The organism is bacterium (assembly GCA_026129405.1).
In the GTDB taxonomy this organism is placed as follows: domain Bacteria; phylum Desulfobacterota; class Binatia; order DP-6; family DP-6; genus JAHCID01.
This window is the reverse complement of the sequence record JAHCID010000003.1, coordinates 235307-261797: the sequence shown is the minus strand read 5'-3', so window position 1 is coordinate 261797 and position 26491 is coordinate 235307. Positions and strand designations below refer to the sequence as shown.

Below are 26491 nucleotides of genomic sequence, written 5' to 3'. Positions count from 1 at the left end.
CGGGCTAGAGGAAGTTCGCGATCGAGGCCAGGTTCTCCACCCACTCGTCAGGGAGCAGCGCCAGCTCGCCGCCGAACTGCTTGCAGTAGAGCACCAGCTTCGCCGTCTCCTCGAGCATCATCGCGCGCGTGGCGGCGTCGCGCATGGTCTTCCCGACGGCCATGAGGCCGTGACACTGGAGGATGGCGCCGCGGCTCAGCTTGAGCGCCTCCTCGACCGCGTCGGCCAGCTCCTTCGAGCCCGGCATCGACCAGGGGACGATCTGGGTATCGGCGAGGAAGACCGCGTCGGTGTTGATGGGCGGGAACCTCTGGTTCGTGATGCCGAACGCGGTCGCCGCGGGGCTGTGGGTGTGCACCGCCGCCAACGAGTCCGGCCGCGCGCGGTACGACTGCCAATGCATCTGGAACTCGATCGACGGCTTGCCGCTGCCGGCGACGACGGCGCCGTCGCCGGTGATGCACAGCAGCGAGTCCTCCGTGAGCGTGCCCTTGTAGAGCTGGCTCGGTGTGATCCAGAGCTTGTCCTCGTCGGTCCCGCGGGCGCTGATGTTGCCGCCGGTGGGGGTGAGGTGTCCCATCGCGAACAGGTCGCCGGCGATCTCGACGATCTGCCGTCGCGCCTCGGCGTCGGTCTGCATGACGGACGATTCCCCTTCCGCTCAGATGCCGCCGCGGAGCACGCGCCCCGGCCGGCGGCCGTTCGGCACGCCGCGCTCGACGACGGGCATGCCGTTGACGAAGACCCACTCGACGCCGTCGGCCCCCTGGAGGAGACGCCGCTGGCGCTGCGGCAGGTCGTGCACCATCTCGGTCTTGCGCGTCCCGACGCGGGCCGGGTCGAAGAGCACGAGGTCGGCCGCGTGTCCGGGGGCGAGGCGGCCCCGGGCGCGCAGGCCGTAGCGGTCGGCCGGGACGCTGGTCACGAGCCGCACCGCCTCCTCGAGCCCGAAGCGGCCGCGCTCGCGCACCCAGTGGCCGAGCAGCCAGGTGGTGAAGCCCTGGTCGCACAGCGTGTCCATGTGCGCGCCGGCGTCGGACAGGGCGATGACGCCGGCGGGATGGCGCATCATCATCGCCATCACGTCCTCGTCGACGTTCAGCACGAGGGCGCCCCACTGGCCCTCGAGGTCGTCGTCGAGCACCGTGTCGCAGAAGGCGTCGACGGGATCCCCGCCACGGAGGGCCGCGATCTCGACGACGCTGCGATCCTGCCAGCGGCCCGTACGCTCCGAGCCGGGCAGTCGCAGCACGAGCCGCTCCCACGTCGCCGCCAGCGCGATCTTGTAGCCCGCCGACATGGCGCGCAGCTCGTCGCGGAAGGCCGGATCGGCGAAGAGGCGGCGGCGCGCGGCGCGCGGCTGCGCCATGAACGGCTTCCAGAAGGGGTTGTTGTCGAGGCCGAAGCCCGGCGTCGCGAAATCGAAGCGCAGCTCGAGCGGCCGGCAGCCGACCTGCGGAATCACCGCCGTCCCCTCCGCCTGCAGCCGGGCGACCTCGGCGAGGCATTGCGCCTCGTAACCGTCGACGAACGGGTTCTGGAACAGCGGCGCGAAGACCACCGGGCCGCCGCTCAGACGGGCGAGGTCGGCGAAGCGCGCGACCTCGGCCAGCCGCTCCTCCGTCGTCCCCATCACGGTCGTCACCGGCGCGACCTCGATCACGCCCCCCCCGCTCGCCCGCAGCGCGCCGGCCATCGCGTCGAGCTCGGCGGCGGCGGCCAGGCGGCTCGGTGCGGGCTTGCCGTCGTCGGCGAAGAAGTGCGTCGGCGAGATCGACGTCGACCAGCCGATGGCGCCGGCGTCCATCGCCTCGCGCACGAGCCGGGCCATCGCCTCGCACTCGGCCGGCGTGGCGGCACGCTCCACGGCGTCCGCGCCCATCACCTCGACGCGCATGGCCGAATGGCCGACGAAGGACGCCACGTTGACGCCCACCCCCTGCGCGTCGAGCGCCGCGAGGTACGACGGGTAGTCGTCCCACGACCACGGCAGGCCGGCGCGCAGGGTGTCGAGGGGCATGCCCTCGACGAACGAGAGCAGCCGCATCAGCGTCTCGCGGTGCTCGGGCCGACACGGCGCGACGGTGAAGCCGCAGTTGCCGATCACGACCGTGGTGACGCCGTGCCACGGCGACGGGCTGGCCGTGGCGTCCCAGAAAAGCTGGCAGTCGTAGTGCGTGTGCAGGTCGATGAAGCCGGGCGCGAGCACGAGGCCGTCGGCGGCGAGCTCGCGGTCGCCGCAAGCGGCGCCCGCGCCCATCGCGGCGATGCGGCCGTCGTCGATCGCGAGATCGCCGCGCTGCGCCGGGGCGCCGGTGCCGTCGACGAGGAGCGCGTCGCGGATCACGAGATCGGCCATCACCGGCGTATTAGCTCGATCGACCGATCGCCGCCAAGGATCGCGGCGACGTGTCGCTCCGTCCCTTGCCTGGACGAGCGGAGCAGGCCGCTGCCCGTGGCGACTGCGCGCGCGTGGTCGATGCAGTCTAGGCGCCGGGCTCGTCGATCGCCGGCTCGGCCGCCGGCTCGACCGGCGCTTCGGGCGCCGCCGCCGGCGGGCGTCCGACGATGCGCCCCACCGCAACGCCCACCCGATGGAGCTCACGCATGAGCGGTCCCAGCGAGGCCGTCTCCCCCGAGGTCCCGCGCGCCGCCGCCAGCACGCCGTCGATCGCGACGACCACCCGATCCGCCCCCGCCAGGCTCGCGCTCTCGCGCAGCTCGACGAGGCCGGAACCGACCGCGGCCGTCGAGGCCGGGCCGCCGGCGAGGGCCGCCTCGAGCTCGACGAGGCGACCGGCGACGAGGTCGGCGAAGCCGCGCAGCAGGCCGCGATAGGCCGTCTCGTCCACTCCCAGGGCGACCTGGACCTGCTGGCGAGGCCGCAAGGTAGGCGCCTCCGTGCGGAGTACCTCCCGGACCTGCTGAACGATTTGGGGAACGTTGAACGGCTTCACCGCCATGTGCCGTACCCCGAGCATCGCCACCCGCGTCACCAGCTCCGCGCTCGCGCGGGCGGTCGCCACCAGGATGGGCAAGGTCTTCCACTCCGCCCGCGCGCGAATCAGCGTGATGAGCTCAAGGCCGTCGAGCTGCGGCATCTGAATGTCGGTGATCAAAAGTTCGACGTCCGGCGCGCGCTCCAGGACCTCGAGCGCGGCGCGCCCGTCCGCCGCATGTAGGACGTCCCAACCCTGCCTGGACAGATGGGTTTCGAGCACCGTCGCACTCAGCGGATTGTCTTCGACCACCAGTATGCTCATGCGATCTGCTTCCCCTTCAGCAAGGGCAATGCCATATTCGTAGACGGGAATCGGATTCGCTGCCATGCGCTCCGCGCGGGTTGACCCGGTCGCTGCGGCTGGTAGGAAGCACCGCCCATGCCTTCCGCCGTCACACACGGCGTCCGTGTGACCGTCGAATCGACGTACCTCCCCGAGCGTTCCGACCCGGGAGAGAATACGTATGCGTTCTCGTATACGGTGACGATCGCGAACGAGGACGCCCCCCGGGTACAGCTCCGCCGCCGCCACTGGGTCATCACCGACGGCAACGGCGCTGTGCAGGAGGTCGAGGGCCCCGGGGTCGTCGGCCAGCAGCCGATCCTCGATCGCGGCGAGGAGCACCGCTACACCAGCGGCGCCGTCATCCCGACCCCCTTCGGCACCATGGAAGGTAGCTACGAGATGCACGAGTCCGGCGGCCGCGTCTTCCAGGCCACGATCCCCCGCTTCCAGCTCCAGGTCCCCGGCATCCTCCACTGACCGGGTTTGACCCCCCGACCAGCCTGCGATTTAAGCGCGGCGCGCCCTCGTAGCTCAGTGGATAGAGCACCTGCCTCCTAAGCAGGGGGTCGCAGGTTCGATTCCTGCCGGGGGCATGCTGAATCTGTAACGATTTCGCGCCCCACGCGTCGGCTTAGGAGTCCCCGTCCGGCCTCAGGTCACAAACAGGTCACAAAGAAATGGGACCGGCGGCGTGTCTAATGAATCGGTCAGGATCTGCCGCGGCCCTGGGAGCATCGCTTAGCCGTGCTCCGCGTCCTGCCAATCGGCGTCGTCGAGCACGTCGCTGGCGTCGCCGGTCTGGGCCGGCAACCAGCTCCCGTAGCAGTTCACGGTCAGCGCGAAGTCTTCGTGCCCGAGCTGCCGCTGCACCCACTCCAGGCTCTTACCCGCCTGAACGTTCAACGACGCGAACGAATGCCTGCACGAGTGCGGCGAGAAGTGCACCGGGAACCGCGCGTCCGGGGACACGCCGGCCTCCGCGTCCTGCCGATGCAGTGCCCGGAGCACGCGCCGCATCACGCGCCGGACGTTGTGCGGGTCGAGCGTCCCTGCCGGATTGAACGTCTCGTCCGGCAGTAGCGTGCACTCCGGCGGCTCGGTCTCGGCGTAGAACACCCACTCGGGCAGCCGCCGCCAGCCGTGGGCGAGCTTGTCGGCCTTGCGCTGCGTCTCGATCGACCGGCGCAGCACGGCCGCCGCCTGCGCCGTCACCTGGACGTCGCGCACGCTGCTCGGCGTCTTCGGGGCTTTGATCCGCCCGTCGGATAGCTCGCGCTCGACGTGCACCGCGCGGAAGTCCGGCGCCACGTCGTGCACCCGCAGCGCCAGCGCTTCGCCGATGCGCAGCCCCGTGCGGGCCAGGAACAGGAAGAGCGGGTAGAACCGCGGGGTCCACTGCTGCGCGCCGGCCAGGAAGCGCCGAAGCTGGCCGGCCGTCATCGCCCGCTTCTTGATCGCGTGCTGCCGCGCCTTCGTCTCGATCTCCAGTTTCAGGCGGCGCCCGAGCTTCGCGAAGGGGTTGTGGTCGAGCAGCCCGTCCTCGACGGCCTCGCTGCCGACGTAGCGCAGGACCGAGTACATGATCCGCACCGAGGCCCCCGCCCGCTTCGCCCGCTGTGCGATCGGCTGCCCTTCGGCGTCGAGGACGAGCTTCCCGTGGACGCGGCGCCACACGGGTTCGGCCTTCTTGGTCGCGAGCAGCGCCTTCGCGTCGGCCCGCGTGATGTCGACGAGCCGTCGGCGCGCGAAGGTCGGCAGCAGATGCAGCGCACACGTCGTCGCGAAGGACTCGATGGTGCGCGGCTGTCCCTGGTGCCGCTGCGTGAGCAAGGTCACGTAGTCGGCGAACGTGATGGCGCGCGAGACGGCCACCGGCCCGTGCCGGACCCCCTTCCGCCAGCGCGCGTCGGCCGCGCAGGCGTCGTCCTCCGTCGCGTAGAACCGTTGGTGCCGCCGCTTCGTACCGTCGGCCAGCACCTCCGTCACGTCGTGGACCCACGGCTTCTTTCGCCGCCGTGGGGCCGTGCTCTTGTAGACGGCCATGCCGTCACCTCCCCTTGCTGCGCCGAGTCCGGCGCGGTTGGGCCAGGAACGGGCGTCGGGCCTCGCCCCTGGCGGTCATCGGGTTGTCCCTCGTCATCGCGCGACCCGCCCGGCCGCACCCTGGCGCTGCACGAAGTCGCGGAGGTCGCCGCGCCGCACGCGCTTGTACTTCCCGCCCACGGGCGTCTCCCGCAGGTCCCCGCGCCGCCGCAGGTCCGCGACGTGGCTCGTCGGGACGCTCAGCAAGCGCGCCACCGCGGTGTCGTCGAGCAGCTCGTCGTCATCGCCGGCCAGCGCGGCGGTTGCCTGAACGCTGCGCAGCCGCCGGTGCACCGCGCGTTCCAGCACCGCCAGCCGCCCGTGCTCGGCGCTGGCCCGATCGAGCACGCTGGGCAAGCACGCGGCGTCGAGCCGGTCGACCAGCTCCGGGTTCGCCTTCAGGGCTTCAAGATCGGCACTCATCGCGGCCTCCTCCTCACAACATTTGACCGGGCACGTGTCACGCGGGCATCGTGCCGGCTTGGGGGTTGCGCCGTCGGGGCGCGCAGCTTGGCGGCCTCGTTGACGAGGTCTCGCACCGTGTCGCCACGCAAGAGCCGGTGGCGGCGCAAGGCCGCAGCGACCCGCTCCACAGCAGACCAGTGCCGGCGAAGAACGGTTCGGCCGCGCCGCCTGGCCCGCTCGAATTCGAGCCACTCGAAGCACTCAAGGACAAGCTGCTGGGGCCGCCCCGTGGCCCACTGCCATTGGCGGATCTGCGCCACGTTCGAGGGCCGCCCCGTAAGGACGCGCACGGCGGGCAGGGCGCCGAGAAAGTCGTTGTCGTCGCCAGCGTCACCGTAGTGGCGGAATCGGCGCTTCGTGGCGACGTGTTCAGCGACGCCACCGCAGAGCCGTCGGACGACCTCGCGCCGGAGGAAGTGCGCCACCTCGTCGGTCAGTCGGGCGCCATCGTCGGCGGCGTGCAGGTAGTCGTCTTCTCGACGGCGATGCTCGTACCAGGCTCGCGTGAGACCGGTGCCATCGTCGTCCAGGCACACGAACTCAAGCGGGACGCCGAGGACGATGTCGGCCACGGCGTGGCCGGATTCATGGATGGCGCCCAGTGCGAGCGCATCGAAGTAGGGCATCAGCCTTCCTCCCCGGGCTCGCGGCACGGCGTTTCCGTCGCCGATCCCGTAGAAACCGTCTCAACGACCTGACGACCTGACAAGCCTAGAGCCCCTTGCACTTCATGCGTCAGGACGTGGTTTCCGCCCGCACCAAGTCCTGACGCCTCAAACCCTTGCGGCACAACGGTTGTCACGTTGTCAGATCGTTCTGCGAGATATCGAGCGAAGGCGTCGCTGAACTGCGTTCGCTCGTAGCCCGAACCGTGCTCCGTCCCCACCCGAATGGACTTGGGGGCGATGTCGTAGGGCTTGAGCAACCTCGACAGCTTGTACCCCGGCCCGCGGATGTTCCGGCGGTCCACGTCCTGGCCCCACCACGAGCCCCAGGGCTCGCCCTCCCGCCCGATCAGCCCGTCCAACAACTCGACGCTGAACAGGCGATCGGTCTTCCGCGCCGCGAAGATCGCCGCGACGGCGGCGAGGAGCTGGACGCCAGTCGACTCGACGTCCGGCGCCGCGCCGTTGAGGTCCACGGCCGCCGCCCGCGCCCGACTCGGCCAGTCCCCGCCGGCCAGCTCGGCGACGGCCACCAGCGGCTCCCACACCTCGGCGGCGCGGTCGCCCAGCACCTCCGGCATGACGACGTTGCCCATCATCGCCCGCAAGGGCTCCACGGCCGTCGCCGCCCACGCCTCCAGCGCCGTGTGGATGGCGGCGCCCTGGGGCGTCACGTCCCGCAGGCGGAACCGGGCGACGGCCTCGCCCTTCTTGCGGCGGGACAGGACGATCGGGATGGACCGATCGGCCACCGTGTCGGGCAACGTGCCGATGCCGGCGAGCACCTTCGGACAGAACGTGTGGAACGACGCGAGCCGGTCCTTGTCCTTGCCGACGCACCGATCGACCGTAACGCCGCGGCGATACCCGCTGTTGAGCACCGCGCGCAGCCCCTCCGTGCGCTCCGACGCCGGGCCCTTGAAGATCGCGTCCACCTCGTCGAGCAGGAGCGTCGGCGTGTCGCGCTCGATCTTCCGAAACAGCACGGCCTCGGTCGGCTGGATCGCATGCCAGCGGCGCGGCACCAGCTCGCCGAGCACTTCGAGGAGTCGCGTCTTGCCCGAGCGTTTCTCCGCGCTGCGGACGTTCAGGTACGGGCTCACGTCGAAGGCGTCGAGCACGAAGCAGTGGGCCACCCACAGCGCGACGGCCGTGCGCTCGGCGGCGCCCATGACGACGTACATCGCGACCAGGTCGTCGATCGCGTCGAGGAGCGGCGCGACGTGGACCGACGGGTCAGCTTGCGCTACGGTAGCGGCGGTCATCATCCTGGATCCTTGAGACAGCGCCCGCCCTCGTCCGGCGGGCGTTGTCGTTTTCGGCGTTGACCTTGCGGATGGCGGCCCGCACGCGGCGCAGCCGCGCGAGAAGCCACCAACGATCGACGTCGTGACGGTCGACGGCGGCGAGCGCGACCACGACGCGGCACAACTCGTGCTCCAAGTCGTCGAGGCTCATGCCGTCGAGGTCCGCGTGCACGAGGCGCGCGTCGTCCTCGTCCGAGCGCCCCTCGACGGGCACCGTGTACGCCGTCACGGCGTCGCCTCGCGCTTCATCGGCGGCGTCACGGCCGCGTTGCCGTGCGGACGGTTGCGAATCCACTCGTCGAGGGCAGCGACCGTCCAGCCAACGGTGCGCGGCCCAAGGATGATCGGGGCCGGGAAGCTGCCGTTGTCGCGCCAGCGCTGGAGCGTCTGGCGGCAGATCCCGAGCCGGTTGCAGACGTCACGGATGCGGAGCACCGTGCTGCTGTTGCTCTCGTCGGTTGCCATGCGACGAGATGGTGTGTGGATGGGTGCCGGAGGTCGAGAGCGACGATCCGGAAAGTGGTGGTCACAAAATGAGAAAAATGGTGGTCGATAATTCCGACGCCGCCGTGACGGCGCTCCTCACGGCCGCGACCACGCGCCGGCGCCTGCGCTGGGCGCTCGCAAGCCTCCTTTCCGACGCCGCCGTGACGCTCGTCCCGAACGATCCGCACGACGCCGCCGAGCTGGCCGAGATCGCTGGCGAACGCGCGTCCGCCGAGTGGAGCACCGTGCAGCTCCTCGCGCGCGACGAGAGCCTGCGCCGCCGGCTGCGCGAGTGTCCCGCCTGCGGAGCGATCTTCCTTCAGCCCCGCACCGGCGGCCGTGGGCGCCCGCCCGAGTCGTGCTCGGCGGACTGCGGGCGCCGTGCCCGCCGCGAGCGCAAGACGGCCGCGATGCAGGCGAAGCGCGGCGGTCCGTCCCATCCTCGCCGCGCCACCGTCGTCTTCGTCGCGCCGGGCGAGCCTGACCCGCCGGCCCCGACCCGCGCGCCGGGGGGCGACTGGCGCACGGCTCGCGAAGCGCCGCCCCTGCACGTCGTCGAGTGGGACATCGGCGGCGACGCCGACGAGGACGCGCTGCCGTTCTAGTGGTACGAGCGCTGCCGCCCCGCCGTCACGCCCGCAGGCGCGAGCGCCGCGCCCGCGTCGCCCGTCCGACCCGCCGTCGGAGCGCCTGCGCCTCGACGGCGAGCCCATCGCACAGATTCAGGAACGCGAACGGCCACGCGCGGCTCTCCGAGTGGATCCACCGGAGCGCCGCCCGATCGCCCCGGGCCGCATCTTCGACCGCCTGGCCGAGCACCGCCCGGGCGAGCGCCCGTTCGGGGCTATCGGCGCGGCCCGCCACGAGCTGCACCGGCAGCACGGCTTCCGCGCTGAACGCCGCCGCCTCGCCCGTCACGCGAACTCTTCGATCGCGTACGCCGAACTGACGCTCTGCCCGGCCGCGATCGGCGCGAAGATCACGGACACGGCGTCACCCGCAGTAGCCGTTCGTCGCGAGGAGCGCCGCGGCCTCCTGCGCCTTCGTCCGCGCGGCGCGCACCGCCTCGTCGGCGTCCGTGTGGGTACAGGCGGCGTCGAGGAACCGCAGCGCCTCGGTCAGCTTGCCGTGGGCGTCCACCGCGTTCTGGTCATACCGCATGGGTCGTGTCCTCCGTCGTTTCGTCGAACTTCGCGAGCGCGATGCGTGCCTGCCGCAGCTCCTCCGCGAGCGTCTGGCGGGCCGGGCGCGGCAAGGTGCAGGTCGCGCCGGTCAACGTGTCGAGCGCGGCGCGCAGGTGCGGATCGCGCGGCATCAGCCCATCATCCGCGGCACGCCGGTCGCGCCGCCGCCCGGCAGGCGAGGGGCGAGCCCGACGCTGTACCCACGCGGATCCGGACGACGCAGCTCCGGCGGCAGCGCCGTGGCGCGCTCGGGGTACTGGCGCTCGATGCACCGCACGATGCACTCGCGCCCGGCGCGGTCGTCCCACGTGACGCCGAGCTCGTCGGCGAAGCGCTGCACGAGGTCGCGCACCTCGGGCGGCACGACCGGCGCCCGCTCGCTGTAGCGCGTCTGCACCGTACCCGGCGGCCCCTCACGCCGCTTCCGGCGGGCACGCTTCTCGGCGAGCAGCGACGCCGGCATCAGGGCTTCGTACTCGGCCAGCTCGTTCAGCATCCCGAGCGCCTGCGCCCGGTCCTTCGGATCGCTCGCGTTCAGGCCGTTCTCGCGGCAGATGACGCGCACGGCCTCGCGAAGCTGCACCTCCTCGGCCAGCCGCACGTCCAGCTCCGGATGCTCGTGCAGCGCGACCGCGAAGGCGCGGCGCCAACAGGCGGAGGAGCTGCGGGGCCAGTGGTGCTTATCCATGATCTGCTCGGCGTAGCCGTCGAGCGCGCGCTGCGCGGCCTCGGCATCGAAACGCAAGGGCATGTCGTCCTCCTTCGGACGGTAGTCGGTGAAGGTGAGCCCGCCGAGCGGCACGGTGCGCAGCTCGCGGGCGGCCAGGATGCGGGCGAGGTCGTCGAGCGTCGCGGCGGTCGGCAGCGCGGCGCCCACGAGCGTCACGCCCGCGAGCACCTTGCCGCGCACGCCGCTCTGCACGTTCGTCTCCGCGGTCGTCTCTTCCCAGTGCGGATAGAACCCGGCGCGAACGGCCTCGTAGGCGCCGGCGCGGAGCACGTCCGCGACCAGGCGCGGCGCCCCGGTGATTGTCGCCACGAGCGTGTCGCCCAGGCGGCGCAGCGCGGACACCCAGCCCAGAGCAGGCTGGCCGTCGGGCTGGTCGATGATCGCGCCCGGCACGGTCAACGGCGGTTGAATCACGCCGCGCAACCGCTCGAAGCGATCGACGATCGCGGCCAGCTCCTCCGGCGTGCCGCTGGCGATGCGGAGATCGATCACGAGAGCCCCCACGCGGGGCGGTCCCAGGTGCCTTCGGAGAGGTCGACGCACGCGCGCTCCAGCTCGCGCCACCAGAAGCGGCCCGCGGCCGTGTGCTCGGCGACGTAGAGGCGGCGCCGCAGCTCCTCGCTCGCCATGAGCGCGACGTCGGGCCGGAAGCTCGGCGGGACGGCGACGGCCTCGGCCAGCTCGCCGAGCCGGCGCCATGCGGTCGCGATCCACGCGCCGCAGGGCGAGAGCGTCACGGCAGCTCCCGGAGCCGCGCCGGGCGCACCGGAGGGTCGAGCGTCAGGTGCGACGGATTGCAGCACGTCGCATCGGCGCACAGGTGCTTCACGATGCAGCCGAGCGGGACGCCACCGTGGACGAGCAGCCACGCCACGCGCGGCGCCGGCACCTCGCGCGAGCCGTCGATCTTGAAGCGCGCCGTCCCGTGCAGGTTCGTCGATGCCACCCACGGCCAGCACGCCCGCAGGTCGCCGCGCCGCACGTAGCGCCAGAAGCGCGCGGCGAGCGCCCGGCGGCGCTCCACGTCCGGCACGAGCGCCACGACCAGCGCCGGCTCCGAAACGGCACGGCGATGGCGGCGCGGCCCACTCCCGTCCGGCACGAGGGCGCGCGGCTCGATCGCAGCGGGAGCGACGACGGTGCAGGCGGTGTCCATCCACCGTCGTGGTTACGTGGATGGGCAAAGGTGGTCACGCCTCAGGGCGGGTCGCCGTGTGCCACCCAGCTCGGCAACGTCGCCAGGTGCTCGCGCATCGTCTCGGTCGCGTCGTCGGTGCCGTGGTGGCGGACCAGCTCGGGGAGCGCCCGACCCTCGTCGGCGAAGGCGACGGCGCGGACCATGGCACCCGCGACCGCGTTGCACAGGTCGTCGTGCCCGCCCGGCGGATGGTCGACGACGTCCCGGCCTCCGGCGCGGCGGCGCCGTTCGAGCTGCGCGAACTGTGTGCGCATTCGCGGCAGGTCCAACAGCTCGCACTGTCTGCCCGTGAGCAACGGCAACGCCGCGAGGTACAGCGACGAGCGCGGCTCCGCGTCTTGCAGGACGTGCACGCCGTGCCGGGCGATGGCCTCGGAGACCCATGCACCGGCGTAGCCATCGCTCTGCGCCACCTCGATCCGGTACCCGCGCAGGAAGGTGGCCGCCTCTTCGGCCACGGCCAGCGGATCGAAGGGCGGTCGCCACTCGCGCACGGCGTCGACCAGCACGAAGGGCGGTCCGCTGCCGCGCAGCTCGGCATGCGCCACGCAGGCCGTGAAACTATCGCGCCCGCTGCCCGCCGCGGCATCGAGAAAGCCCACGTAGGCCACGCCGTCGATCGGCGGGCGCTCCGTCACGCCGTTGGCCGTGCAGGCGTCGAGCACGTCGGCCGAGCAGTAGCTTTCGAGGTCGGCTCTGAAACAGGCATCCCATTCGGCCGCCGCCGCCTCCGGGTCGTCTTCCCGCGCTTCGGCGATCAGCTCCGCATCGAGCCCGGGGTGCATCGTGGTCGACGGCGCCTGCCACACCAGCACCGACCCGTCCTGCGCCCAGTGCTTCCGGTACTTCGTCCAGAGCAACCCGCGACGCGCCCACGGCGACGAGAGCCCGAGCATGAGCCCGCCGGTCGTGGCCAACGCGGGCTTCAGCGCCCGGTACAGCTCGACGTCGGGCAGCGCGCTCGCCTCGTCGCGGAGAAACGCGCACTCGTCCAGCACCGCGGCGAGCAGCGTCACGCCACGGACGGCCCGATAGTTGCTGCTCTTCACCTCGATCCGCACCCGGCGCCGCAGCTCGATGCTCTCGGCCGTCTCGTTGCTCACCAGCGACCGCAGCAACGGCACGTCCGAGAAGAGCGCCCGGATGTAGCCGAGGATGACGCCGGCCTGCGCCTTGTCGACGGCGCAGCAGAGCACGACGCCGGTTTCGCCGGGCGCGAGCTTGGACAGATCGGCGAGCGCGGCCGTGTAGGCGGCGACGACGCTCGCGACCCGCGACTTGCCGGCACGCCGGCCGCACACGACCCACGCTTCCGCCGCCGGCACCGTCGGCGCCGTGGTGCGCCCGGTCGCCTGCGTGAACACCGCCAGCTCGTCGCCCGACAACGGCTGTCCGGTGAGCACGCGCAAGAACGTCCGCCACCGATCCCACGCCGGGCTCGGGAAGAACGGCGCAAACAGCTTGGGATCGTCGAGCGCGGCGAGAAGCTGCATGGCGCGATCGTGCGCGGATGGCCGGCGCTCGTCACGTTGCTTCCCGTGGAGCTAGATCCCCGTGACGGGATGACCGGTCATGTGATGCGGCGCCAGAGACGGCCCGTGTCGATGCGGCCTCTCCGACGGTGCACGTCTCGACGGCGCGAGGCGCACGAGCCGGCTACGCGCGCAGGACGGCCGCTCCCTGGACGACCTCGGACGACCTCGGACGACCTCTCGTCCAGACCTCGTCCGCGAATAAGGCCCGCGGGGCGGACGTTCTGGACGAGGTGGACGACCTGGACGACCTTACCCGGGGTTCTGCGCATTCTGCGCGGCCGTCTCCGCAGCGCGGCGGGCAAGGTAGGCGTCCAGGCTCTCGACGGGCGCCGCCTTTCGCGCCAGGCCGAGCTGGCCGAGCATCCGGGCCAGTGAGTCGGCGAGCTGCTGGCGCTCGCGCACGGCCGGCAGCAGCGCTTTCTTGCGCGCGTTCACCAGCGACGGCTGGCGCATGATCCAGTCGTCCACCGACGAGAGCAGCAGCATGGTGCGCGCCGCAACCTCGATGATCGCGAGCTGCTGCGCCGACGGGTCGCCTCCGAGGTCGCGCACGAGGTCGAGCTTGAAGCGGCGAGCTGCCTGCGCGATGGCGCTGCGGCCGTCGAGCCGATCGGTGCCGAGCACGGCGAGCGCGCGGCGCATGGTCGTGAGCCCGTGTGCCGTCGGTCGGCCTCGACGACGCTTCGATCGGGCGACCTTCGGCGGCGGATCCGGCGGCATCGTGGGGGTCTTCATGGGCATCGCGCGCCTTCCTGCGGCCGAGCGGCGCGTGACCGCCTTGTGACCGCGCTCCGAAAGGCATTGTAGCACAGGCGCTTGCGGGGGCCGTCCTGCCAATTCAGCAGGGGGTCAGCTTGACACGCGGGCGCTCGCCCGTGGGGACCTTTTCCGCCCGCCGACCTTGCTCTCGGACGTCTCCGCATTGATGCGGTCGACTACCGCCTTGGCCAGGTCCGAGAGCCACGCCTGCGCCTCGCTCGCGAGCTGCGGTATCGAGCCGGGGTTGATGTGAACGTCGCTGCCACGGAGGGTCATGCCAGGTATTTTCTCGCCAGCGAGGATGTCGTGGACGTTGAGGCCCCTGCGGCGGCGCTTTTCGCCTTTGGCCTTCGCCACGATGCCGTTCTCGTGCACGACGCAGTTTCCTTCGGACGTTGAATCCGAACCAGTACGAGCTGGCAGACGACGATGGTCGTGCTTCCCGGCGCCTGCTCGACACGGCGCGAACATACCGGGCTCGCTGGGTAGTGCGCCATCCCGGTCAGTCACGCGACGGTCACACGCTCGATGCGTGCCGGTACGTGCCGGTGCCTCAGGTGCAGCGTGCGTTGCGTGGAAAGACGCGATGATAGCGGCGCGCGGCGCCTCGCATCCGAGGCCGGGGGGAACTCCTAAGCAGGGGGTCGCAGGTTCGATTCCTGCCGGGGGCATGCGCCGTCCGCCCGCCCGTCGCGATCCACCGCAGCGCCCGCGCTGCGCGCACGCTTGGGCCTTGCCGACGCGGTCGCTGCTGCAGGCCAGCTCGGCACCTCGCGGGCCGCGCTGCGGAGGCGGCGCCCGGGCGAACTGCACCGGATCCTGCGCTCCGCTCGCGCCCGGCAGCGTGGCCGACACCCTCGCGGGCGCGCCTGCCGCCCACCACCACACTCGCCGCCCCCGCCCCCGCGATCACCAGCCGTTGACTGCTACCAGCTTAGAAGCTAACTACTTGCACTTCTGACGCACACCCTACTCCGTCTGTGCGACATCCGTCGGATATGATAGGCATCCATCCGATGGCGGTTGGGTCTGATCCGGGCGGCTGCGCCGACGGTCGTCCGTCGGACCATCGCCCCACCGTGGGCCGGGCGGTGCGGTGTGGCGTGCGGCGCGGCGGCTGGGCGCGCTCGCCGGCACGGCGTTGGTCGGGCCCGAGGTGCTCCAGATCACCCCGGTGACGTCCGCCTGCAATCACGCCTGTCCCATGTGCTGGCTCCAGCACACGGCCGCCGACGTCCTCGGCTCGCTCCGTCGCGCCGAGAAGCGCGAGCGACTCGGGCTCGCGGACTACGAGCGCCTGTTCGACGGGATGCTGCCCCGGGCTCCGGGAGGTGGTGATCGGCGGCGGCGGCGAGCCGCTCCTCCATCCCGAGGCGGGTGCGATCTGCGCCGCGATCAAGCGCCGCAGTTGGCGGGGAACGCTCGTGACCAACGGCACGCTGCTCCACGGCGCACTTACCGAGGAGCTCGTCGCCATCGGCTGGGACACGGTGCGCGTATCCGTCCACGCCGGCGACGCGCACACCGATCGTGCAGTCCAGGGCGTCGACGCCTTCGACGTCCTGCGCCGGAACCTCACGGCCTTCGAGCGACAGCGGCGGGCGGCGCGCGCCGAGCGCCTCTCGCGCCTCGTGGTGTACCACGTGCTCCAACCCGGAAACGTCGAGGCGGTCGAGCGGCTCGTCGAACTCACGGTCGACGTCGGCGCCGACGAGGTCGTCGTCGAGGTGGTGCGTCCGCTCGATGAGACCCTCCTTCTCACCGAGGCGCAGATCGCCGACGCGATGGGGCGGCTCGTCGTCGCCGCGCACCGGGCTCCCATCCCGGTCTCGCTCCCCCGCAATCCCGTGCCGGGCAGCGTCCCGACCCCGGCTCCTCCAAGCGGGGTGGCCGCCCCGCCAGCGGCGCCCGCCGGTCCGCTGCCCGCGCCGCCCGGACGGCGATGCGTCATCGGCTTCGAGCAGGCGTTCGTCGACTCCTTCGGGTGGGTGAAGCCCTGCTGCTACGCGACGGAGAAGCTGGGCAACGTGCGGGACGAGCCCTTCGCCGCGGCATGGCGCGGGCCGGCCTACGCGTCCTTTCGCCGCCGGCTGGTCGACGGCCGATTCGCGGACTACTGCCGCGGATGCACGCTCGCCACCGTGCTGGCGTACTGACCGCCTCGTCGGGTCAGGCGAGCGCCGCCGGGGCGCCCGCGGGGCGCGAGGTCAGCGGCCCGCGCGGGAGACGCCGAAGGGACCACACGTCCTGATGCGCGTCCCATCCCCGCTCGGCGTAGCGGACCAGCTCGACACCGTCGGCGAAACGGTCCTGCAGGACGGCGCGCAGCCTGGCGGCTCGATGCAGGGTGATGCCGTAATCGCGGTGGCGCGGATAGTCGAGATACGCGACGCCGTCGCGCGCGAGCCCGTCGCGATAGTGGTCGGCGGCTTTCGCGAAGCACGGGCCGTAGACGTCGAGGTGTCGGAGGCACGACGATCCCTGCGTCGAGAAGACGAGGAGCCCGGCGGAGGCGAGCGCGCCAATCAACGTCTCCAGCAGGCGATAGCCGTCCTCCGGGGGCAGGTGGGTCAGCAGCGATCCGGTGAACACGAGGTCGTAGGACTGCGGAAGCCGCAATGCCCGCACGTCCCGCGGAACGGGAAGCGGCCGGACGCCGAACTCGGCGGCGCAGAAGCGTACCGCCTGCGCGTCCACGTCCGCCGCGGTGACGGCGCCGGGATCCAGCCGCTGCGCGAGCCAGCGCGTGACGCGGCCGTATCCCGACGGCAGATCGAGGCACGCGCCCACGTCGGCCCAGCGGCGCCCGCACGCCGCCAGCGACTCCTCGAGGTTCGTCATCGCCGAGCGCGCGTCGTCGACGTAGTGCCGCACCCGATCAGCCGCATCGGAGGCCAGCATCTGGTCGTCGATGTGGATGCGTCCGGGCACGCCCGGATATCGCCGGGCCAATAGCGTCGGTGGGAGCATGGGACCGACCACCCGATGCACGACGCGCAGGGCGCGCTTCAGGGTCAGGTGCACGGCGCTCTCACGCCGCGTCCGATCACGGCGACCAAGGAAGCTATCAGCGCACCAGGCATGCCGACGCGCCTACACCGTGCGGGACACCCCGTTCAAGGGCGTCGTGCGACGTCGTGCGGTCAGCTCGTCAGGGCATCGGCGATCGCCTGCCGCAATGCGGGATCGTCGGGTGCCGTCCGACTCGGGAAGAAGGCGCGCACGCTGCCGTCCTTGCCCACGACGTACTTGCAGAAGTTCCAGCTCGGCACGTCTCCGCCCGCGGTGAGCACGCGGTAGACCGGCGACTGCGACGGCCCGGGCCTGGTGTCGCCCTTCGCCAGGAGCAGGAACGTGATCCCGAAGTTGCGCTCGCAGAAGGTTCGGATCTCCTCTGCTGCGCCCGGCTCCTGGCCGCCGAACTCGTTGCTGGGTGCACCGACCACGGTGAAGCCCCGTGCCGACAGCTCGTCGTGCAGGCGCTGGAGGCCGGCGTACTGCGGCGTGAAGCCGCAGGCGCTCGCGACGTTCACGACCAATGCGACCTTGCCGCGCAGCGTGGCGAGGTCGGCGGGGGTGCCGTCGAGCCAGGTGGTCTTCACGTCCCAGAGCGTCGTCATGTGGCCCGTATTCTCCACGCGCCGCTGCGGAGCAAGCCGGCGCGGGTGGATTCGGGGCGCGACGCGGGGTAGCGGTGGCCCGCCATGTCGGAGGCCTTCGACTTGCTCGTCCGCAGGGATCGAGGCCCGCGGTGAAGACCTCGTCACCTGGCGACCTGAACGCCGCGGCGCGCCCTCCTCGTGCGGCCGGCGCGCCGGCTCGTCGCAGCCGCGGGCCGCAGCCCCGCGGAGATCGCCCGCGCCTGCGAGGACATCCGGACGGGGCGCGCGCGTCGCGACGAGGGCCAGGTCCTCTCGCCCGCGGCGTGCGTCGTCTCCTCGTCCTCGTCGGGCTCGCCCTCGCCCTGGCGGCCCGCGGCGCGCTGGCCTTCGGTCTCGGCGACGTCGAGCAGGTCGCCCGCACGATCGCCGCGGAGCCGTACCGAGACCGCCAGACCGTCGTGCCCCCCTGGATGCTGAAGGGCGGGGCCATGACCTACGATCAGTGGCGCGACATCCGCTTCCGGCCGGAGCGCGCTCTCTGGCGCGACGAGAAGCTGCCGTTCCAGGTGCAGCTGTTCCATCCCGGGCTCTACTTCGACCGCAGCGTGCAGGTGCACGTCGTCGACCGCGATCGGGTCGAGGCCCTCCCCTTCGCCACCCGCTACTTCGACTACGGCAAGAACACCTTCGAGAAGACGATCCCCGAGGACATCGGCTGGGCCGGCATCCGCATCCACGCGCCGCTCAAGACCCCCGAGTACTTCGACGAGGTCATCGTCTTTCTCGGCGCGAGCTATTTCCGCGCCGTCGGCCGCGACAACGTCTACGGGCTGTCCGCGCGCGGCGTCGCCGTCGACACGGTCGAGCCGACCGGCGAGGAGTTTCCCCGCTTCATCGAGCTCTGGCTCGAGACCCCCGCGCCGGACGCGACCAGCCTCGTCGTCTACGCCCTGCTCGACGGGCCGTCGCTCAGCGGCGCGTATCGCTTCGCCGTCACGCCCGGCGTGCAGACCGTCGTCGACGTCGACGCACGCCTCTTTCTCCGCCGCGCGCCGAAGGTCCTCGGCCTGGCGCCGCTCACCAGCATGTTCCTCTTTGGCGAGAACGGGACGCGCTGCGTCGACGACTTCCGTCCCGAGGTGCACGACTCCGACGGTCTCCTGGTCCAGTTCGCGAGCGGCGAGTGGCTCTGGCGCCCGCTCGACAACCCGACGCGCATCGACGTCGCCGCGCTCGCGACCCGCGACCCACGCGGCTTCGGTCTCATCCAGCGCGACCGCGACTTCCGCAGCCATCAGGACATCGAGACGCGCGCCGAGCTGCGTCCGAGCGCCTGGGTCGCGCCGAAGGGCGACTGGGGCGCGGGACAGGTGCGCCTGGTCACGATCCCCACCAAGGACGAGCTGATGGACAACGTCGTCGCCTTCTGGGTGCCCGACGTGCTGCCGCCCCCGGGCGAGCCGCTGGCGTACGGCTACGTCCTCTCGTGGTACGGCGACGATCCGGCGCGGCCGCCGGCGGGGCGCGTCGTCGCCACCCGGCGCGACCACGGCGCGGTCGGCACGCCGCGCACGGGTCATCGCTGGGTTCTCGACTTCGAGGGCGAGGCCCTCGCCGGGCTCGGCGCCGACGCGGCGCCGCGCGCGGTCGTGACGGCGTCGGGCGGCGCCACGATCTTCGATGAGCACGTCTACAAGAATCCCGTCACCGGGGGCTGGCGTCTCACCTTCCAGATGGAGCCCAAGGACGCGGCGCCGGTCGAGCTGCGCGCATTTCTCGAGCGCCGGGGGCAGGTCCTGACGGAAACGTGGTCGTCCGCGTGGCTGCCGTGAGGCGCGCCGCGCGCTGCCGCTCGGCAGCCGGCGCCACCCCGCACGCGGACAGCAGACGCTCCACGCGCGCCACGTCGCCCGACGGCCGCAGGACCGTCGTACGCAGCGCACGCGCGGCGACCAGCGGCTCGCCGACGCTCACGAACGCAAGCGGCACCTGACGCAGCCAGGGGGCCTCCTGCATGATCGTGCGCAGCAGCAGCGCGCCGACGTCACGGTCGTCGAGCGCCGCGAGGACGAGGCACGGCCGTGTGCGTTCGAGCATCTCGAGCGCCGCGAGCGCCGAGTCTGCCAGCGTCACCTGGAGGTCGCGCCGCTTCCGGAGCCGCGCCTGCCAGCCGCAGCGCCCCCGCACCTCTCGTGCCACCACCAGGACGGAGTGTCGGTGCGCCATGTCCCTCTCCCTCTACCCTTCTCCGGGCGGCGCGGAAGTCTCCTTGCGACGGCGCAACGCGTCGACGGAAGCCGATTTTTTCTTCGCCCCGGACGCTGTTCCTCGCAGCGGGCTGTGCTAGATAGTCGCGGTCCGGTCCGGGGGGCCGATCAGTACCGAGGAGGGGTGGGCATCATGCGGAATCTGGTGGAGCCGCGAGTCCGTCGCGTGGCAGCCGACCACCTGGGCGTCGAGGAGGCCGACCTCCGCGACGAGCTCTCGCTGGTCGACGATCTCGCCGCCGACTCGCTCGACCTGGCGGAGCTCGGCCTCGCGCTCGAGGACGAGCTGGAGCTGGCGATTCCGGAGCGCGTCCTCGCCGAGGTCCGCACCTACGGCGATCTCGTCGAGGCCATCCTGCTGGTGGCGCAGGAGGCGCTCGACCGCTCGCTCGACAGCGCCGCCGTTCCCGCCGAGGTGGTCGCGCGCGTCGTCCGGGCCGAGGCGACGCCGGGGACGGCGATCGAGCGCGCCGGCTCGCTCACGCCCTATCTCGTGCAGACCCTGAGCGAGGACGCCGGGCGCGCCGGTCCCGGCAGCCGCCTCGAGATCACCGTTCTCGCCCCCGACGACACCACCGTCGGACGCGTGCGGGCGCGCTTCGCACGCCTCGCCGAACGCGGCGTCGACGTGCGTGTGCAACGCGAGCCGTTGCGTCCGCGCCGTCATCCCGACGCGGCGTGACGGGCCGGCTCTTCGTCTACGGAACCCTGCGCGATCCGGCCCGCCAGCGCGCCGTCGCCGGGCGCACCTTCCCGGCGCGCCCGGCGACGCTGCGGGGCTTCCGTCGCGTCGACCCGCTGGGCGGGTATCCCTATCTGCTCGACGATGCGGGCGGGATCGTCGACGGTCTCGTCCTCGGCGAGATCGACGCCGCGTCCCTGCGCCGGCTCGATTGCTACGAGGACGAGGGCCGACTGTACGTGCGCCGCGCGGTCACCGTCGCCGCCGACGGCGTCGAGCTCGCCTGCGACGTCTACGTCGGTGCGGCGATCGCCCGCGGCTAGCTCGCCGGCAGCCGGTCCGCGAGCTGCGCGAGGCGCGGCAGCGCGGCGTCTTTCGCCGACACCGTCGGCTCCGCGATCGGCCAGGCGATGGCGAGGTCCGGGTCGTTCCAGACGACGCCGAACTCGTCGCCCGGCGCATAGACCGCCGAGCACTTGTAGACTACCTCGGCGCTCGCCCCGAGGACGCAGAAGCCGTGCAGGAAGCCCGCCGGGACGTAGAGCTGGCGCCGGTTCTCCGCCGACAGCTCGACCCCGATCCAGCGCCCGAAGGTCGCCGCGCCGCGCCGCGCGTCGACGGCGACGTCGAACACCGTGCCCGCGACGCAGCGCACGAGCTTCGCCTGCGGGTGGCGTGCTTGTGCATGCAGCCCGCGGAGCACGCCGCGCATCGAGATCGAGTGGTTGTCCTGGACGAACGCGTCGGCGATGCCGGCATCCCGGAAGCGCTCCGCGTGATACGTCTCGAAGAACACCCCGCGCGCATCGGTGAAAACCGACGGCTCGACGATCATCACCTCCGGCAGGGCGCAGCGCTCGACGCGCATCAGGGCTCCTGCTCCAGGAGGCGACGCAGGTACTGTCCGTAGCTCGTCTTCGCGAGCCCGTCGGCGACGCGGCGCACCGCCGCCGCGTCGATCCAGCCGGCGCGCAGCGCGATCTCCTCGAGGCACGCGACCTTCAGCCCCTGCCGCTCCTCGATCGCCGCGATGAACGTCGACGCCTGTACGAGCGCCTCGTGGGTGCCGGTATCGAGCCAGGCGACGCCGCGCCCGAGCTTCTCGACGTGCAGCGCGCCGCAGGCCAGGTAGTCGCGATTCACGTCGGTGATCTCGAGCTCACCGCGCGCCGACGGGCGCAGCCCGCCGGCGATCGCCGTGATGCGCTCGTCGTAGAAGTACAGCCCCGTGACGGCGTACGACGACCGCGGCCGCGCAGGCTTCTCCTCGAGCGAGGCCGCTCGCCCGCCGGCGTCGAACTCGACGACGCCGTACCGCTCCGGGTCGGCCACGTGGTAGGCGAACACCGTCGCGCCGTTCGCGCGCGCCGCGGCGCGCCGCAGGCTCTCGGTGAAGCCGTGGCCGTAGAAGATGTTGTCGCCGAGCGCGAGCGCCACGGCCTCGCCGGCGATGAAATCGCGTCCGATCACGAACGCCTGGGCGATGCCCTCCGGCTCGGGCTGCACCGCCCAGCGCAGGTCCATACCGAGGACGCTCCCGTCGCCAAGCAGGCGCTGGAAGCTCGCCTGGTCGTGGGGCGTCGTGATGATGAGAACCTCCCGGATGCCGGCGAGCATGAGGCTCGACAGCGGGTAGTAGATCATCGGCTTGTCGTAGACCGGCAGCAGCTGCTTGCTGACCGCCAGGGTCAGCGGGTGCAACCGCGTGCCGGCGCCGCCGGCGAGGAGGATGCCCTTCATCGTGGGGGCCCTCCGTTACCACCCGCCCCCCGCGGAGGAAACCGGGCCAGCCTCCGCGCACGTGCGAAGACGGCGTCGAGCATCGGCCGCGTCAGACGCCCCGTGAAGGTGTTCTGCTGGCTCGGGTGGTAGGAGCAGATCAGCATCCGTCCCGAGCCGAGGCGATGCTCGGCCCCGTGCGCGAACCCCGGCCTGGGGCGCGGCGTCGCATGGCCCTCGGCGCGCTCGAGCGCCAGGACGGCGTCGTGGCCGATCCGCCCGAGCGCGACCACGACGCGCACCGAGGCGAGGAGCCCGCTCTCCCGCACGAGCCACGGCCGGCAGGCGTCGAGCTCGTCCGGAGCCGGGCGGTTCGCGGGCGGCGCACAGCGCGCGGCCGCGGTCACCCACACGCCGGTGAGCGCGAGTCCGTCGTCCCGATCCGTCGACGTCGGCTGGCTGGCGAAGCCGGCGCGGTGGAGCGCCGCATAGAGCCAGTTGCCGCTCTCGTCGCCGGTGAAGATTCGCCCCGTCCGGTTGGCGCCGTGTGCGGCCGGAGCCAACCCGACGACGACGATGCGTGCGCCCGGATCGCCGAACCCGGGGACGGGACGGCCCCAGTACGTCCAGTCGCGGAAGCGCGCGACCTTGTCGCGGGCCACGCGCATGCGATGCGCGACGAGCCGCGGGCAGCGGCGGCAGCGGACGAGGCGCCGCGCCAGCGCGTCGAGGTCATTCGCCGCAGAGGACGCCGGCGGTGAGGTAGAGGACATGGGTGTCGCGCACGGTCCCGTGCATCACCGCACCGTGCCCCGCCGGCTCGACCCGCGCCACCGCGACGGGGCCGCCGGGACGCGCGCCGGGAAGGTCGGGCGGGACGTAGCCCTCGGGGTACATGTAGGCGGTCTCGAGGAGATCGTCCGAGCGCAGGTCGGCCGCCGCGACCGCCTCCATGCCGACGCGAAAGAACGGATGCCCGGCGGCGCACTCCACGTGATGCCCCGACGCGAGCACGACCCGCACGAGCGGCACCGGGCCGGTGGTCACGAGCTTGATCAGCTGGCGAAAGCCGAGCGCCCCGTCCGGCATCCGTGTGAGCACGGCGAAGCCCTTGTTCGGCGTCTCCGCCATGGTGACCGGCCCTTCGGCGGTTTCGACGTTCGCCGTCGGGGCGAGCCCTCGCGGGCGATCGTCGGCTCCGGGCATCGCGCGCGCGGACGATAGTCCGCGGCGCCGCGCGCGGCAAGGATGCGCGCGACGTCAGCGTCCCATCGGCAGCGACAGCTGCCGCCGATCGCGCGGGCGCGCGCGGGCCACGCGCACCGGAGCGTTGCGTCGACCCGTCCGCACCATGCGCACCGCATCCTCGAGGGACACGCCGGTGATCCGGACGTAGCGCTGGAGGGCGGCGCCGAGAGCGAGCAGCTCCGCGTTGCCGCCCCAGAGCGCGGTCATCGAGCGAATGCGACGCCAGGACGGCACGAGCGTGCCGCGACGCCAGCGCCGGAGCACCGACGGGCTCACGCGCAGGGCGCGCGCCATCTCGGCGGGTCCGAGCCCGTGCACGCGCTCCACCGCGTCGAGGTACGCGGGGACCGTCACGATGCCGGCGGCCGCGCGTCCGGCCACGTCAGGCCCGCGACCCCGCCGACCGCGTCGCGGGCGAGCGCCGTCGCCGCAGCTCGCCCAGGTGCTTCTCGAGGAGCGCGTCGGCCCGCGCCAGCAGGCCCACGTTCTTCGTGTACTTCTCGACCATGTACGAGAGATCGCCGATGTCGTGGACCAGCATCTGGATCGCGCGCTCGCGCCAGCGCGGGCTGCGGACGACGCTCAGCATGTCGACGACGACGTCCTCGAGCTCCGACCCTTCGACGTCGAGCGCCATCTCGAAGGCACGCTCCAGCGTGATCCCGCCCCGCACCTCGCGCAGGTAGGCCGTCAGCAGGCTGCGCAGGCGGCGGACGGTCGCCTCGTCGAACCAGACCCGGGTCGCCTCGGCGCGAGCCGGATCGGTCTCGACGATGGTCTCGACCAGGGCGAGGGCGCCGCAGTGCCCGGCCTCGTGTCGGGCCATGGAGAACCAGAAGTTCCGGACCTCTTCGGGGCGCGGGAACGCCTGCACGAACGAGACGTAGAGCGCCATCGTCTTCTTCTCGAGCTCGATGGCGGTGCCGAGCACCTCGTGGATGGTGACCCGGCGGGCCTTGCGCGGACGGGCAGGCATCCGGCGACCTTCTTAGCAAAGCGCCGGCCGGGTTGTAAGGAGCAGGGACCATGTCGGAGGTCCTCGTCCCCGAGCTCGAGACCGTCGTCGCCGACCTCGGCCGTGCCGTCATCGAGCTGCAGAAGTTTCGCGTCCGCGAGCGCGACGATGCCCTGGCGCTGGTCCGCGCCACGCTCGAGCTGGGCGACCGCGCCCGGCGTGCGCACCATCACCGCGCGCTCGATCCGGATACGGCTGCGGCGCTGCTCGCCGACGCGCAGGCGCACCTGGCGGCGATCGCGTCGCTGCTGGCCGAGGTGCGCTCGAGCCCGGCCTACCGCACCGCCGTGGCGGCGCACGCGCACGGCGATCACGCGACGCTGGTCCGCACCCTGCCGGCGCTGTTCGCCGACCTCGCCGTCGTCGACCCGATCCCCGACCTCCATCTCTCCGTGCCCTGGATCCGCCGCGCGCGCCCCCGCCCACCGGGCGAGCTCGCGCGTGCCGCGGCCACGCTGGCGCGCGACGGCGTCGCGGCCGACGCCGACCCGCTTGCGCCCGGGATGGACCCGGACCTGCCCGCCGTCGCACTCGACCTCGTTCCGGCGACCGACGAGCCGCTCGTGCTCCGCCTCGAGGCCGCGGCCGTTCCGCCGGCGGTGTTCCGGCTCGAGGAGGCCGGTACGCACCTCGTCCACGTCCCGTACCTGCGGGTCCCCGCGCTCGCCGTCGTCCCGCTCACGCTCGACGACGAGGCGCTGGGTGAGTTCTCCGTCGACTGGGAGCGTTGGCGCGCGGCGCTCGTCGAGGCGCTCGGCGCCGAGGGCGTCACCGTGGTGAAGGGATAGGCACCCGCGACGCCGTCCCTGGCGTCGCGGGTGCCAGCGGCCCCTTCCCTGGCGCCGCCCACCGCATCCCGTCCGACCCCGCCTGCCCCGCCCCCCTCCCTCAGCTACCGACGCGTCCCGCGAGCCGTGCGATGGTCTCGCGGAGCTCCGCGTCGGAGGCGAGGCGTTGCTCGATCTTGGCGAGCGCGTGCAGCACCGTCGCATGATCGCGCCCGCCGAGGCGCTGTCCGATCTCCGTCAACGCCGCCTGCGTGTGCTGGCGGCACAACCACATCGCCACCTGGCGTGGCACGACCACGCGCCGCGTGCGTCCCGCCGACACCAGCTCCTGCTCGCTCACGTCGAAGTGCCGGCACACCTCGCCGACGATGCCGGCGATCGTCGGCCCCTGCGGCCGTCGCCGTGCATAGGGCGCCAGCGCGTCCTCGACCAGCGCCATCGTGATCGGCCGTCCCGCCACCGAGGCGACGGCGTCGAGGCGCAGCAAGACGCCCTCGAGCTCGCGCCCGTTGCCGCACCAGTGTGCCGCGAGGTGGTCGACGACGTCGTCGTCGAGGCGCAGCCCGAGCGCCGTCGCCTTGTGCCCGACGAGCGCCACGCGCAGCGCGGCATCCGGAGGCTGCACGTCGGCCATGAGACCCGACGCGAAGCGGCTGCGCAGCGTCCCGTCGATGCCGGGAAGATCCTGCGGTGCCCGGTCGGAGGCCAACACGATCTGGCGGCGCCCGTCGTGCAACGCTTTGAAGGTGTGCCCGAACTCCTCCTGCGACCGTGTCTTGCCGGCCAGGAACTGCACGTCGTCGACGATGAGCGTCCCGACGTTGCGGAAGCGCGCGCGGAAGCGCTCCATCTGCCGACGGCGGATCGCCTCCACCATCTCGTTCACGAACCCCTCGGCCGTGAGATAGAGGACGCGGCTCCCCTCGTTCGAGCCCAGCGCGTGCGCCACCGCCATCAGGAGATGCGTCTTCCCGAGGCCCGTGCCGCCATGGAGGAAGAACGGCGTGAACCGCCCCGGCCGCTCCACCAGCGCGCGCGCTCCCTCGTACGCCATGCGGTTGCTCGCGCCGACGACGAACGTCTCGAACGAGTACCGCGGCGGCGGCGTCCGGGCGCCGTCGGCCGGCTCGGCCCGTCGCGGTGGACGGCGGGTACGATCGGGCGGTGGCGGTGCCTGCAACGCACGGTTGACCACGATGCGCACCGTCGCCGGTTCGCCCGTGACCGCGGTCACGGCCCCGCTCAATGCTCCGAGATGGCGCCCCCGCACCCAATCGGCCGCGAAGTCCGTCGGTGCTTCGATCGTAAGTGTGCCATCACCCCAGCTCGCGGCGCGTAGCGGTGCGATCCATGTCTCGTAATCCCTGGCGGCCAAGCGCCCGCGAAGCTCGCGGCGCACCCCCACCCAGATGGTGTCCACCATCCAGCGACCCCCGACCGGCCCGACTTCCTGTCGCGCCCGGACGTGTTCG

The 26491-nt window shown here is 72.3% G+C and carries 34 protein-coding genes and 1 tRNA gene; 8 read left to right on the top strand and 27 right to left on the bottom strand.

Annotation, left to right across the window (positions count from 1 at the left end; translation table 11 throughout):
- Positions 1-4: 4 nt before the first annotated feature.
- The 3 genes from KIT14_13805 to KIT14_13795 all read right to left on the bottom strand — a co-directional run bounded on the left by KIT14_13805 (position 5) and on the right by KIT14_13795 (position 3329).
- Positions 5-640, bottom strand: a complete 636-nt coding sequence (locus tag KIT14_13805) for a class II aldolase/adducin family protein (protein MCW5891608.1) — start codon at positions 638-640, stop codon at positions 5-7.
- A 21-nt stretch (positions 641-661) separates the two neighbouring features.
- Positions 662-2359: an amidohydrolase family protein gene (locus KIT14_13800; GenBank protein ID MCW5891607.1), complete on the bottom strand. Its 1698-nt coding sequence runs from the start codon at positions 2357-2359 to the stop codon at positions 662-664.
- Positions 2360-2486: 127 nt separating this feature from the next.
- Positions 2487-3329 carry a response regulator transcription factor gene (locus tag KIT14_13795; protein ID MCW5891606.1) on the bottom strand — a complete coding sequence of 281 codons (843 nt, stop codon included), beginning with the start codon at positions 3327-3329 and terminating at the stop codon, positions 2487-2489.
- A gap of 51 nt (positions 3330-3380) precedes the next feature.
- Here KIT14_13795 and apaG point away from each other — a divergent pair, with 51 nt between their 5' ends.
- Complete coding sequence (gene apaG, locus KIT14_13790; protein MCW5891605.1) at positions 3381-3764, top strand: Co2+/Mg2+ efflux protein ApaG; 384 nt, start codon at positions 3381-3383, stop codon at positions 3762-3764.
- Positions 3765-3807: 43 nt separating this feature from the next.
- Positions 3808-3880: transfer RNA gene (locus KIT14_13785), tRNA-Arg, on the top strand.
- A 145-nt stretch (positions 3881-4025) separates the two neighbouring features.
- Here the strand turns inward: KIT14_13785 and KIT14_13780 are convergent.
- The 6 genes from KIT14_13780 to KIT14_13755 form a co-directional block, all read right to left on the bottom strand.
- Positions 4026-5330, bottom strand: coding sequence for a site-specific integrase (locus KIT14_13780; protein MCW5891604.1), 1305 nt, complete (start codon positions 5328-5330; stop codon positions 4026-4028).
- A gap of 93 nt (positions 5331-5423) precedes the next feature.
- On the bottom strand, positions 5424-5792 hold the full coding sequence (locus KIT14_13775) for a helix-turn-helix domain-containing protein (GenBank protein MCW5891603.1): 369 nt from the start codon (positions 5790-5792) through the stop codon (positions 5424-5426).
- Positions 5789-6460 carry a hypothetical protein gene (locus KIT14_13770; GenBank protein MCW5891602.1) on the bottom strand — a complete coding sequence of 224 codons (672 nt, stop codon included), beginning with the start codon at positions 6458-6460 and terminating at the stop codon, positions 5789-5791. The genes KIT14_13775 and KIT14_13770 overlap by 4 nt, the downstream gene beginning before the upstream one ends.
- Entirely contained in the window at positions 6460-7767 is a 1308-nt protein-coding gene (locus tag KIT14_13765; protein MCW5891601.1) for a DUF3631 domain-containing protein, read from the bottom strand. The genes KIT14_13770 and KIT14_13765 overlap by 1 nt, the downstream gene beginning before the upstream one ends.
- Positions 7736-8035 (bottom strand): hypothetical protein, encoded by a 300-nt coding sequence (locus KIT14_13760; GenBank protein MCW5891600.1) that lies wholly within the window; start codon positions 8033-8035, stop codon positions 7736-7738. Before KIT14_13760 ends, KIT14_13765 begins: the two co-directional genes overlap by 32 nt.
- Positions 8032-8271, bottom strand: coding sequence for an AlpA family phage regulatory protein (locus tag KIT14_13755; protein ID MCW5891599.1), 240 nt, complete (start codon positions 8269-8271; stop codon positions 8032-8034). The genes KIT14_13760 and KIT14_13755 overlap by 4 nt, the downstream gene beginning before the upstream one ends.
- 68 nt (positions 8272-8339) lie before the next feature.
- Here KIT14_13755 and KIT14_13750 point away from each other — a divergent pair, with 68 nt between their 5' ends.
- Positions 8340-8897 (top strand): hypothetical protein, encoded by a 558-nt coding sequence (locus KIT14_13750; protein ID MCW5891598.1) that lies wholly within the window; start codon positions 8340-8342, stop codon positions 8895-8897.
- 25 nt (positions 8898-8922) lie between these two features.
- Here KIT14_13750 and KIT14_13745 read toward each other — a convergent pair whose 3' ends face one another.
- From KIT14_13745 to KIT14_13705, 9 genes are all read right to left on the bottom strand, one after another.
- Positions 8923-9210 (bottom strand): hypothetical protein, encoded by a 288-nt coding sequence (locus KIT14_13745; protein ID MCW5891597.1) that lies wholly within the window; start codon positions 9208-9210, stop codon positions 8923-8925.
- Between the two features lie 75 nt (positions 9211-9285).
- Entirely contained in the window at positions 9286-9453 is a 168-nt protein-coding gene (locus KIT14_13740) for a hypothetical protein (GenBank protein ID MCW5891596.1), read from the bottom strand.
- Positions 9443-9607: a hypothetical protein gene (locus KIT14_13735; protein MCW5891595.1), complete on the bottom strand. Its 165-nt coding sequence runs from the start codon at positions 9605-9607 to the stop codon at positions 9443-9445. The genes KIT14_13740 and KIT14_13735 overlap by 11 nt, the downstream gene beginning before the upstream one ends.
- Entirely contained in the window at positions 9607-10710 is a 1104-nt protein-coding gene (locus tag KIT14_13730) for a hypothetical protein (GenBank protein MCW5891594.1), read from the bottom strand. Before KIT14_13730 ends, KIT14_13735 begins: the two co-directional genes overlap by 1 nt.
- Positions 10695-10943, bottom strand: a complete 249-nt coding sequence (locus tag KIT14_13725; GenBank protein ID MCW5891593.1) for a hypothetical protein — start codon at positions 10941-10943, stop codon at positions 10695-10697. Before KIT14_13725 ends, KIT14_13730 begins: the two co-directional genes overlap by 16 nt.
- Positions 10940-11362, bottom strand: a complete 423-nt coding sequence (locus tag KIT14_13720) for an HNH endonuclease (protein ID MCW5891592.1) — start codon at positions 11360-11362, stop codon at positions 10940-10942. The genes KIT14_13725 and KIT14_13720 overlap by 4 nt, the downstream gene beginning before the upstream one ends.
- A gap of 41 nt (positions 11363-11403) precedes the next feature.
- Positions 11404-12897, bottom strand: a complete 1494-nt coding sequence (locus KIT14_13715) for a hypothetical protein (GenBank protein MCW5891591.1) — start codon at positions 12895-12897, stop codon at positions 11404-11406.
- 291 nt (positions 12898-13188) lie between these two features.
- A complete protein-coding gene (locus KIT14_13710; GenBank protein MCW5891590.1) occupies positions 13189-13581 on the bottom strand; it encodes a hypothetical protein in 393 nt (130 codons plus the stop codon).
- 207 nt (positions 13582-13788) lie between these two features.
- Complete coding sequence (locus tag KIT14_13705; protein MCW5891589.1) at positions 13789-14073, bottom strand: hypothetical protein; 285 nt, start codon at positions 14071-14073, stop codon at positions 13789-13791.
- Positions 14074-15029: 956 nt separating this feature from the next.
- Between KIT14_13705 and KIT14_13700 the strand changes: the two genes are divergently transcribed.
- Positions 15030-15854, top strand: a complete 825-nt coding sequence (locus KIT14_13700) for an SPASM domain-containing protein (protein MCW5891588.1) — start codon at positions 15030-15032, stop codon at positions 15852-15854.
- Between the two features lie 13 nt (positions 15855-15867).
- On the opposite strand, the gene KIT14_13695 is transcribed toward KIT14_13700, so the two are convergent.
- Complete coding sequence (locus KIT14_13695; GenBank protein MCW5891587.1) at positions 15868-16722, bottom strand: class I SAM-dependent methyltransferase; 855 nt, start codon at positions 16720-16722, stop codon at positions 15868-15870.
- Between the two features lie 119 nt (positions 16723-16841).
- Entirely contained in the window at positions 16842-17318 is a 477-nt protein-coding gene (locus KIT14_13690; GenBank protein ID MCW5891586.1) for a glutathione peroxidase, read from the bottom strand.
- Here KIT14_13690 and KIT14_13685 point away from each other — a divergent pair.
- The 3 genes from KIT14_13685 to KIT14_13675 all read left to right on the top strand — a co-directional run bounded on the left by KIT14_13685 (position 17237) and on the right by KIT14_13675 (position 20572).
- Positions 17237-19132 (top strand): glucan biosynthesis protein, encoded by a 1896-nt coding sequence (locus KIT14_13685; GenBank protein MCW5891585.1) that lies wholly within the window; start codon positions 17237-17239, stop codon positions 19130-19132. The genes KIT14_13690 and KIT14_13685 overlap by 82 nt on opposite strands.
- A gap of 580 nt (positions 19133-19712) precedes the next feature.
- On the top strand, positions 19713-20249 hold the full coding sequence (locus KIT14_13680) for an acyl carrier protein (protein MCW5891584.1): 537 nt from the start codon (positions 19713-19715) through the stop codon (positions 20247-20249).
- Positions 20246-20572 (top strand): gamma-glutamylcyclotransferase, encoded by a 327-nt coding sequence (locus KIT14_13675; GenBank protein MCW5891583.1) that lies wholly within the window; start codon positions 20246-20248, stop codon positions 20570-20572. The genes KIT14_13680 and KIT14_13675 overlap by 4 nt, the downstream gene beginning before the upstream one ends.
- Here the strand turns inward: KIT14_13675 and rfbC are convergent.
- The 6 genes from rfbC to KIT14_13645 are packed head-to-tail and all read right to left on the bottom strand — an operon-like array spanning position 20569 to position 24192.
- Positions 20569-21117, bottom strand: coding sequence for a dTDP-4-dehydrorhamnose 3,5-epimerase (rfbC, locus tag KIT14_13670; GenBank protein MCW5891582.1), 549 nt, complete (start codon positions 21115-21117; stop codon positions 20569-20571). The genes KIT14_13675 and rfbC overlap by 4 nt on opposite strands.
- Positions 21117-21989: a glucose-1-phosphate thymidylyltransferase RfbA gene (rfbA, locus tag KIT14_13665; GenBank protein ID MCW5891581.1), complete on the bottom strand. Its 873-nt coding sequence runs from the start codon at positions 21987-21989 to the stop codon at positions 21117-21119. The genes rfbC and rfbA overlap by 1 nt, the downstream gene beginning before the upstream one ends.
- A complete protein-coding gene (locus tag KIT14_13660) occupies positions 21986-22741 on the bottom strand; it encodes a uracil-DNA glycosylase (GenBank protein MCW5891580.1) in 756 nt (251 codons plus the stop codon). The genes rfbA and KIT14_13660 overlap by 4 nt, the downstream gene beginning before the upstream one ends.
- Positions 22701-23174, bottom strand: coding sequence for a hypothetical protein (locus KIT14_13655; protein ID MCW5891579.1), 474 nt, complete (start codon positions 23172-23174; stop codon positions 22701-22703). Before KIT14_13655 ends, KIT14_13660 begins: the two co-directional genes overlap by 41 nt.
- Before the next feature lie 54 nt (positions 23175-23228).
- A complete protein-coding gene (locus KIT14_13650; GenBank protein ID MCW5891578.1) occupies positions 23229-23597 on the bottom strand; it encodes a hypothetical protein in 369 nt (122 codons plus the stop codon).
- Between the two features lies 1 nt (position 23598).
- A complete protein-coding gene (locus tag KIT14_13645) occupies positions 23599-24192 on the bottom strand; it encodes a hypothetical protein (protein ID MCW5891577.1) in 594 nt (197 codons plus the stop codon).
- 50 nt (positions 24193-24242) lie between these two features.
- Between KIT14_13645 and KIT14_13640 the strand changes: the two genes are divergently transcribed.
- Positions 24243-25019: a hypothetical protein gene (locus KIT14_13640; GenBank protein ID MCW5891576.1), complete on the top strand. Its 777-nt coding sequence runs from the start codon at positions 24243-24245 to the stop codon at positions 25017-25019.
- 100 nt (positions 25020-25119) lie between these two features.
- Here KIT14_13640 and dnaA read toward each other — a convergent pair whose 3' ends face one another.
- Positions 25120-26442, bottom strand: a complete 1323-nt coding sequence (gene dnaA / locus KIT14_13635) for a chromosomal replication initiator protein DnaA (protein ID MCW5891575.1) — start codon at positions 26440-26442, stop codon at positions 25120-25122.
- Positions 26443-26491: the final 49 nt, after the last annotated feature.

Excerpts from the sequence above, each read along its gene's own strand:
- KIT14_13720 (MCW5891592.1), bottom strand. The coding sequence starts at position 11,362 with ATGGACACCGCCTGCACCGTCGTCGCTCCCGCTGCGATCGAGCCGCGC.
- KIT14_13690 (MCW5891586.1), bottom strand. The coding sequence starts at position 17,318 with ATGACGACGCTCTGGGACGTGAAGACCACCTGGCTCGACGGCACCCCC.
- KIT14_13645 (MCW5891577.1), bottom strand. The coding sequence starts at position 24,192 with ATGCCTGCCCGTCCGCGCAAGGCCCGCCGGGTCACCATCCACGAGGTG.
- KIT14_13770 (MCW5891602.1), bottom strand. The coding sequence starts at position 6,460 with ATGCCCTACTTCGATGCGCTCGCACTGGGCGCCATCCATGAATCCGGC.
- KIT14_13685 (MCW5891585.1), top strand. The coding sequence starts at position 17,237 with ATGCGACCTTGCCGCGCAGCGTGGCGAGGTCGGCGGGGGTGCCGTCGA.
- KIT14_13660 (MCW5891580.1), bottom strand. The coding sequence starts at position 22,741 with ATGTCCTCTACCTCACCGCCGGCGTCCTCTGCGGCGAATGACCTCGAC.
- rfbA (MCW5891581.1), bottom strand. The coding sequence starts at position 21,989 with ATGAAGGGCATCCTCCTCGCCGGCGGCGCCGGCACGCGGTTGCACCCG.
- KIT14_13715 (MCW5891591.1), bottom strand. The coding sequence starts at position 12,897 with ATGCAGCTTCTCGCCGCGCTCGACGATCCCAAGCTGTTTGCGCCGTTC.
- KIT14_13805 (MCW5891608.1), bottom strand. The coding sequence starts at position 640 with ATGCAGACCGACGCCGAGGCGCGACGGCAGATCGTCGAGATCGCCGGC.
- dnaA (MCW5891575.1), bottom strand. The coding sequence starts at position 26,442 with ATGGTGGACACCATCTGGGTGGGGGTGCGCCGCGAGCTTCGCGGGCGC.
- KIT14_13765 (MCW5891601.1), bottom strand. The coding sequence starts at position 7,767 with ATGATGACCGCCGCTACCGTAGCGCAAGCTGACCCGTCGGTCCACGTC.
- KIT14_13775 (MCW5891603.1), bottom strand. The coding sequence starts at position 5,792 with ATGAGTGCCGATCTTGAAGCCCTGAAGGCGAACCCGGAGCTGGTCGAC.
- KIT14_13735 (MCW5891595.1), bottom strand. The coding sequence starts at position 9,607 with ATGCCGCGCGATCCGCACCTGCGCGCCGCGCTCGACACGTTGACCGGC.
- KIT14_13710 (MCW5891590.1), bottom strand. The coding sequence starts at position 13,581 with ATGCGCCGCGCGCTCGCCGTGCTCGGCACCGATCGGCTCGACGGCCGC.
- KIT14_13755 (MCW5891599.1), bottom strand. The coding sequence starts at position 8,271 with ATGGCAACCGACGAGAGCAACAGCAGCACGGTGCTCCGCATCCGTGAC.
- rfbC (MCW5891582.1), bottom strand. The coding sequence starts at position 21,117 with ATGCGCGTCGAGCGCTGCGCCCTGCCGGAGGTGATGATCGTCGAGCCG.
- KIT14_13750 (MCW5891598.1), top strand. The coding sequence starts at position 8,340 with ATGAGAAAAATGGTGGTCGATAATTCCGACGCCGCCGTGACGGCGCTC.
- KIT14_13740 (MCW5891596.1), bottom strand. The coding sequence starts at position 9,453 with ATGCGGTATGACCAGAACGCGGTGGACGCCCACGGCAAGCTGACCGAG.
- KIT14_13640 (MCW5891576.1), top strand. The coding sequence starts at position 24,243 with ATGTCGGAGGTCCTCGTCCCCGAGCTCGAGACCGTCGTCGCCGACCTC.
- KIT14_13780 (MCW5891604.1), bottom strand. The coding sequence starts at position 5,330 with ATGGCCGTCTACAAGAGCACGGCCCCACGGCGGCGAAAGAAGCCGTGG.
- apaG (MCW5891605.1), top strand. The coding sequence starts at position 3,381 with ATGCCTTCCGCCGTCACACACGGCGTCCGTGTGACCGTCGAATCGACG.
- KIT14_13800 (MCW5891607.1), bottom strand. The coding sequence starts at position 2,359 with ATGGCCGATCTCGTGATCCGCGACGCGCTCCTCGTCGACGGCACCGGC.
- KIT14_13655 (MCW5891579.1), bottom strand. The coding sequence starts at position 23,174 with ATGCCCGGAGCCGACGATCGCCCGCGAGGGCTCGCCCCGACGGCGAAC.
- KIT14_13795 (MCW5891606.1), bottom strand. The coding sequence starts at position 3,329 with ATGGCAGCGAATCCGATTCCCGTCTACGAATATGGCATTGCCCTTGCT.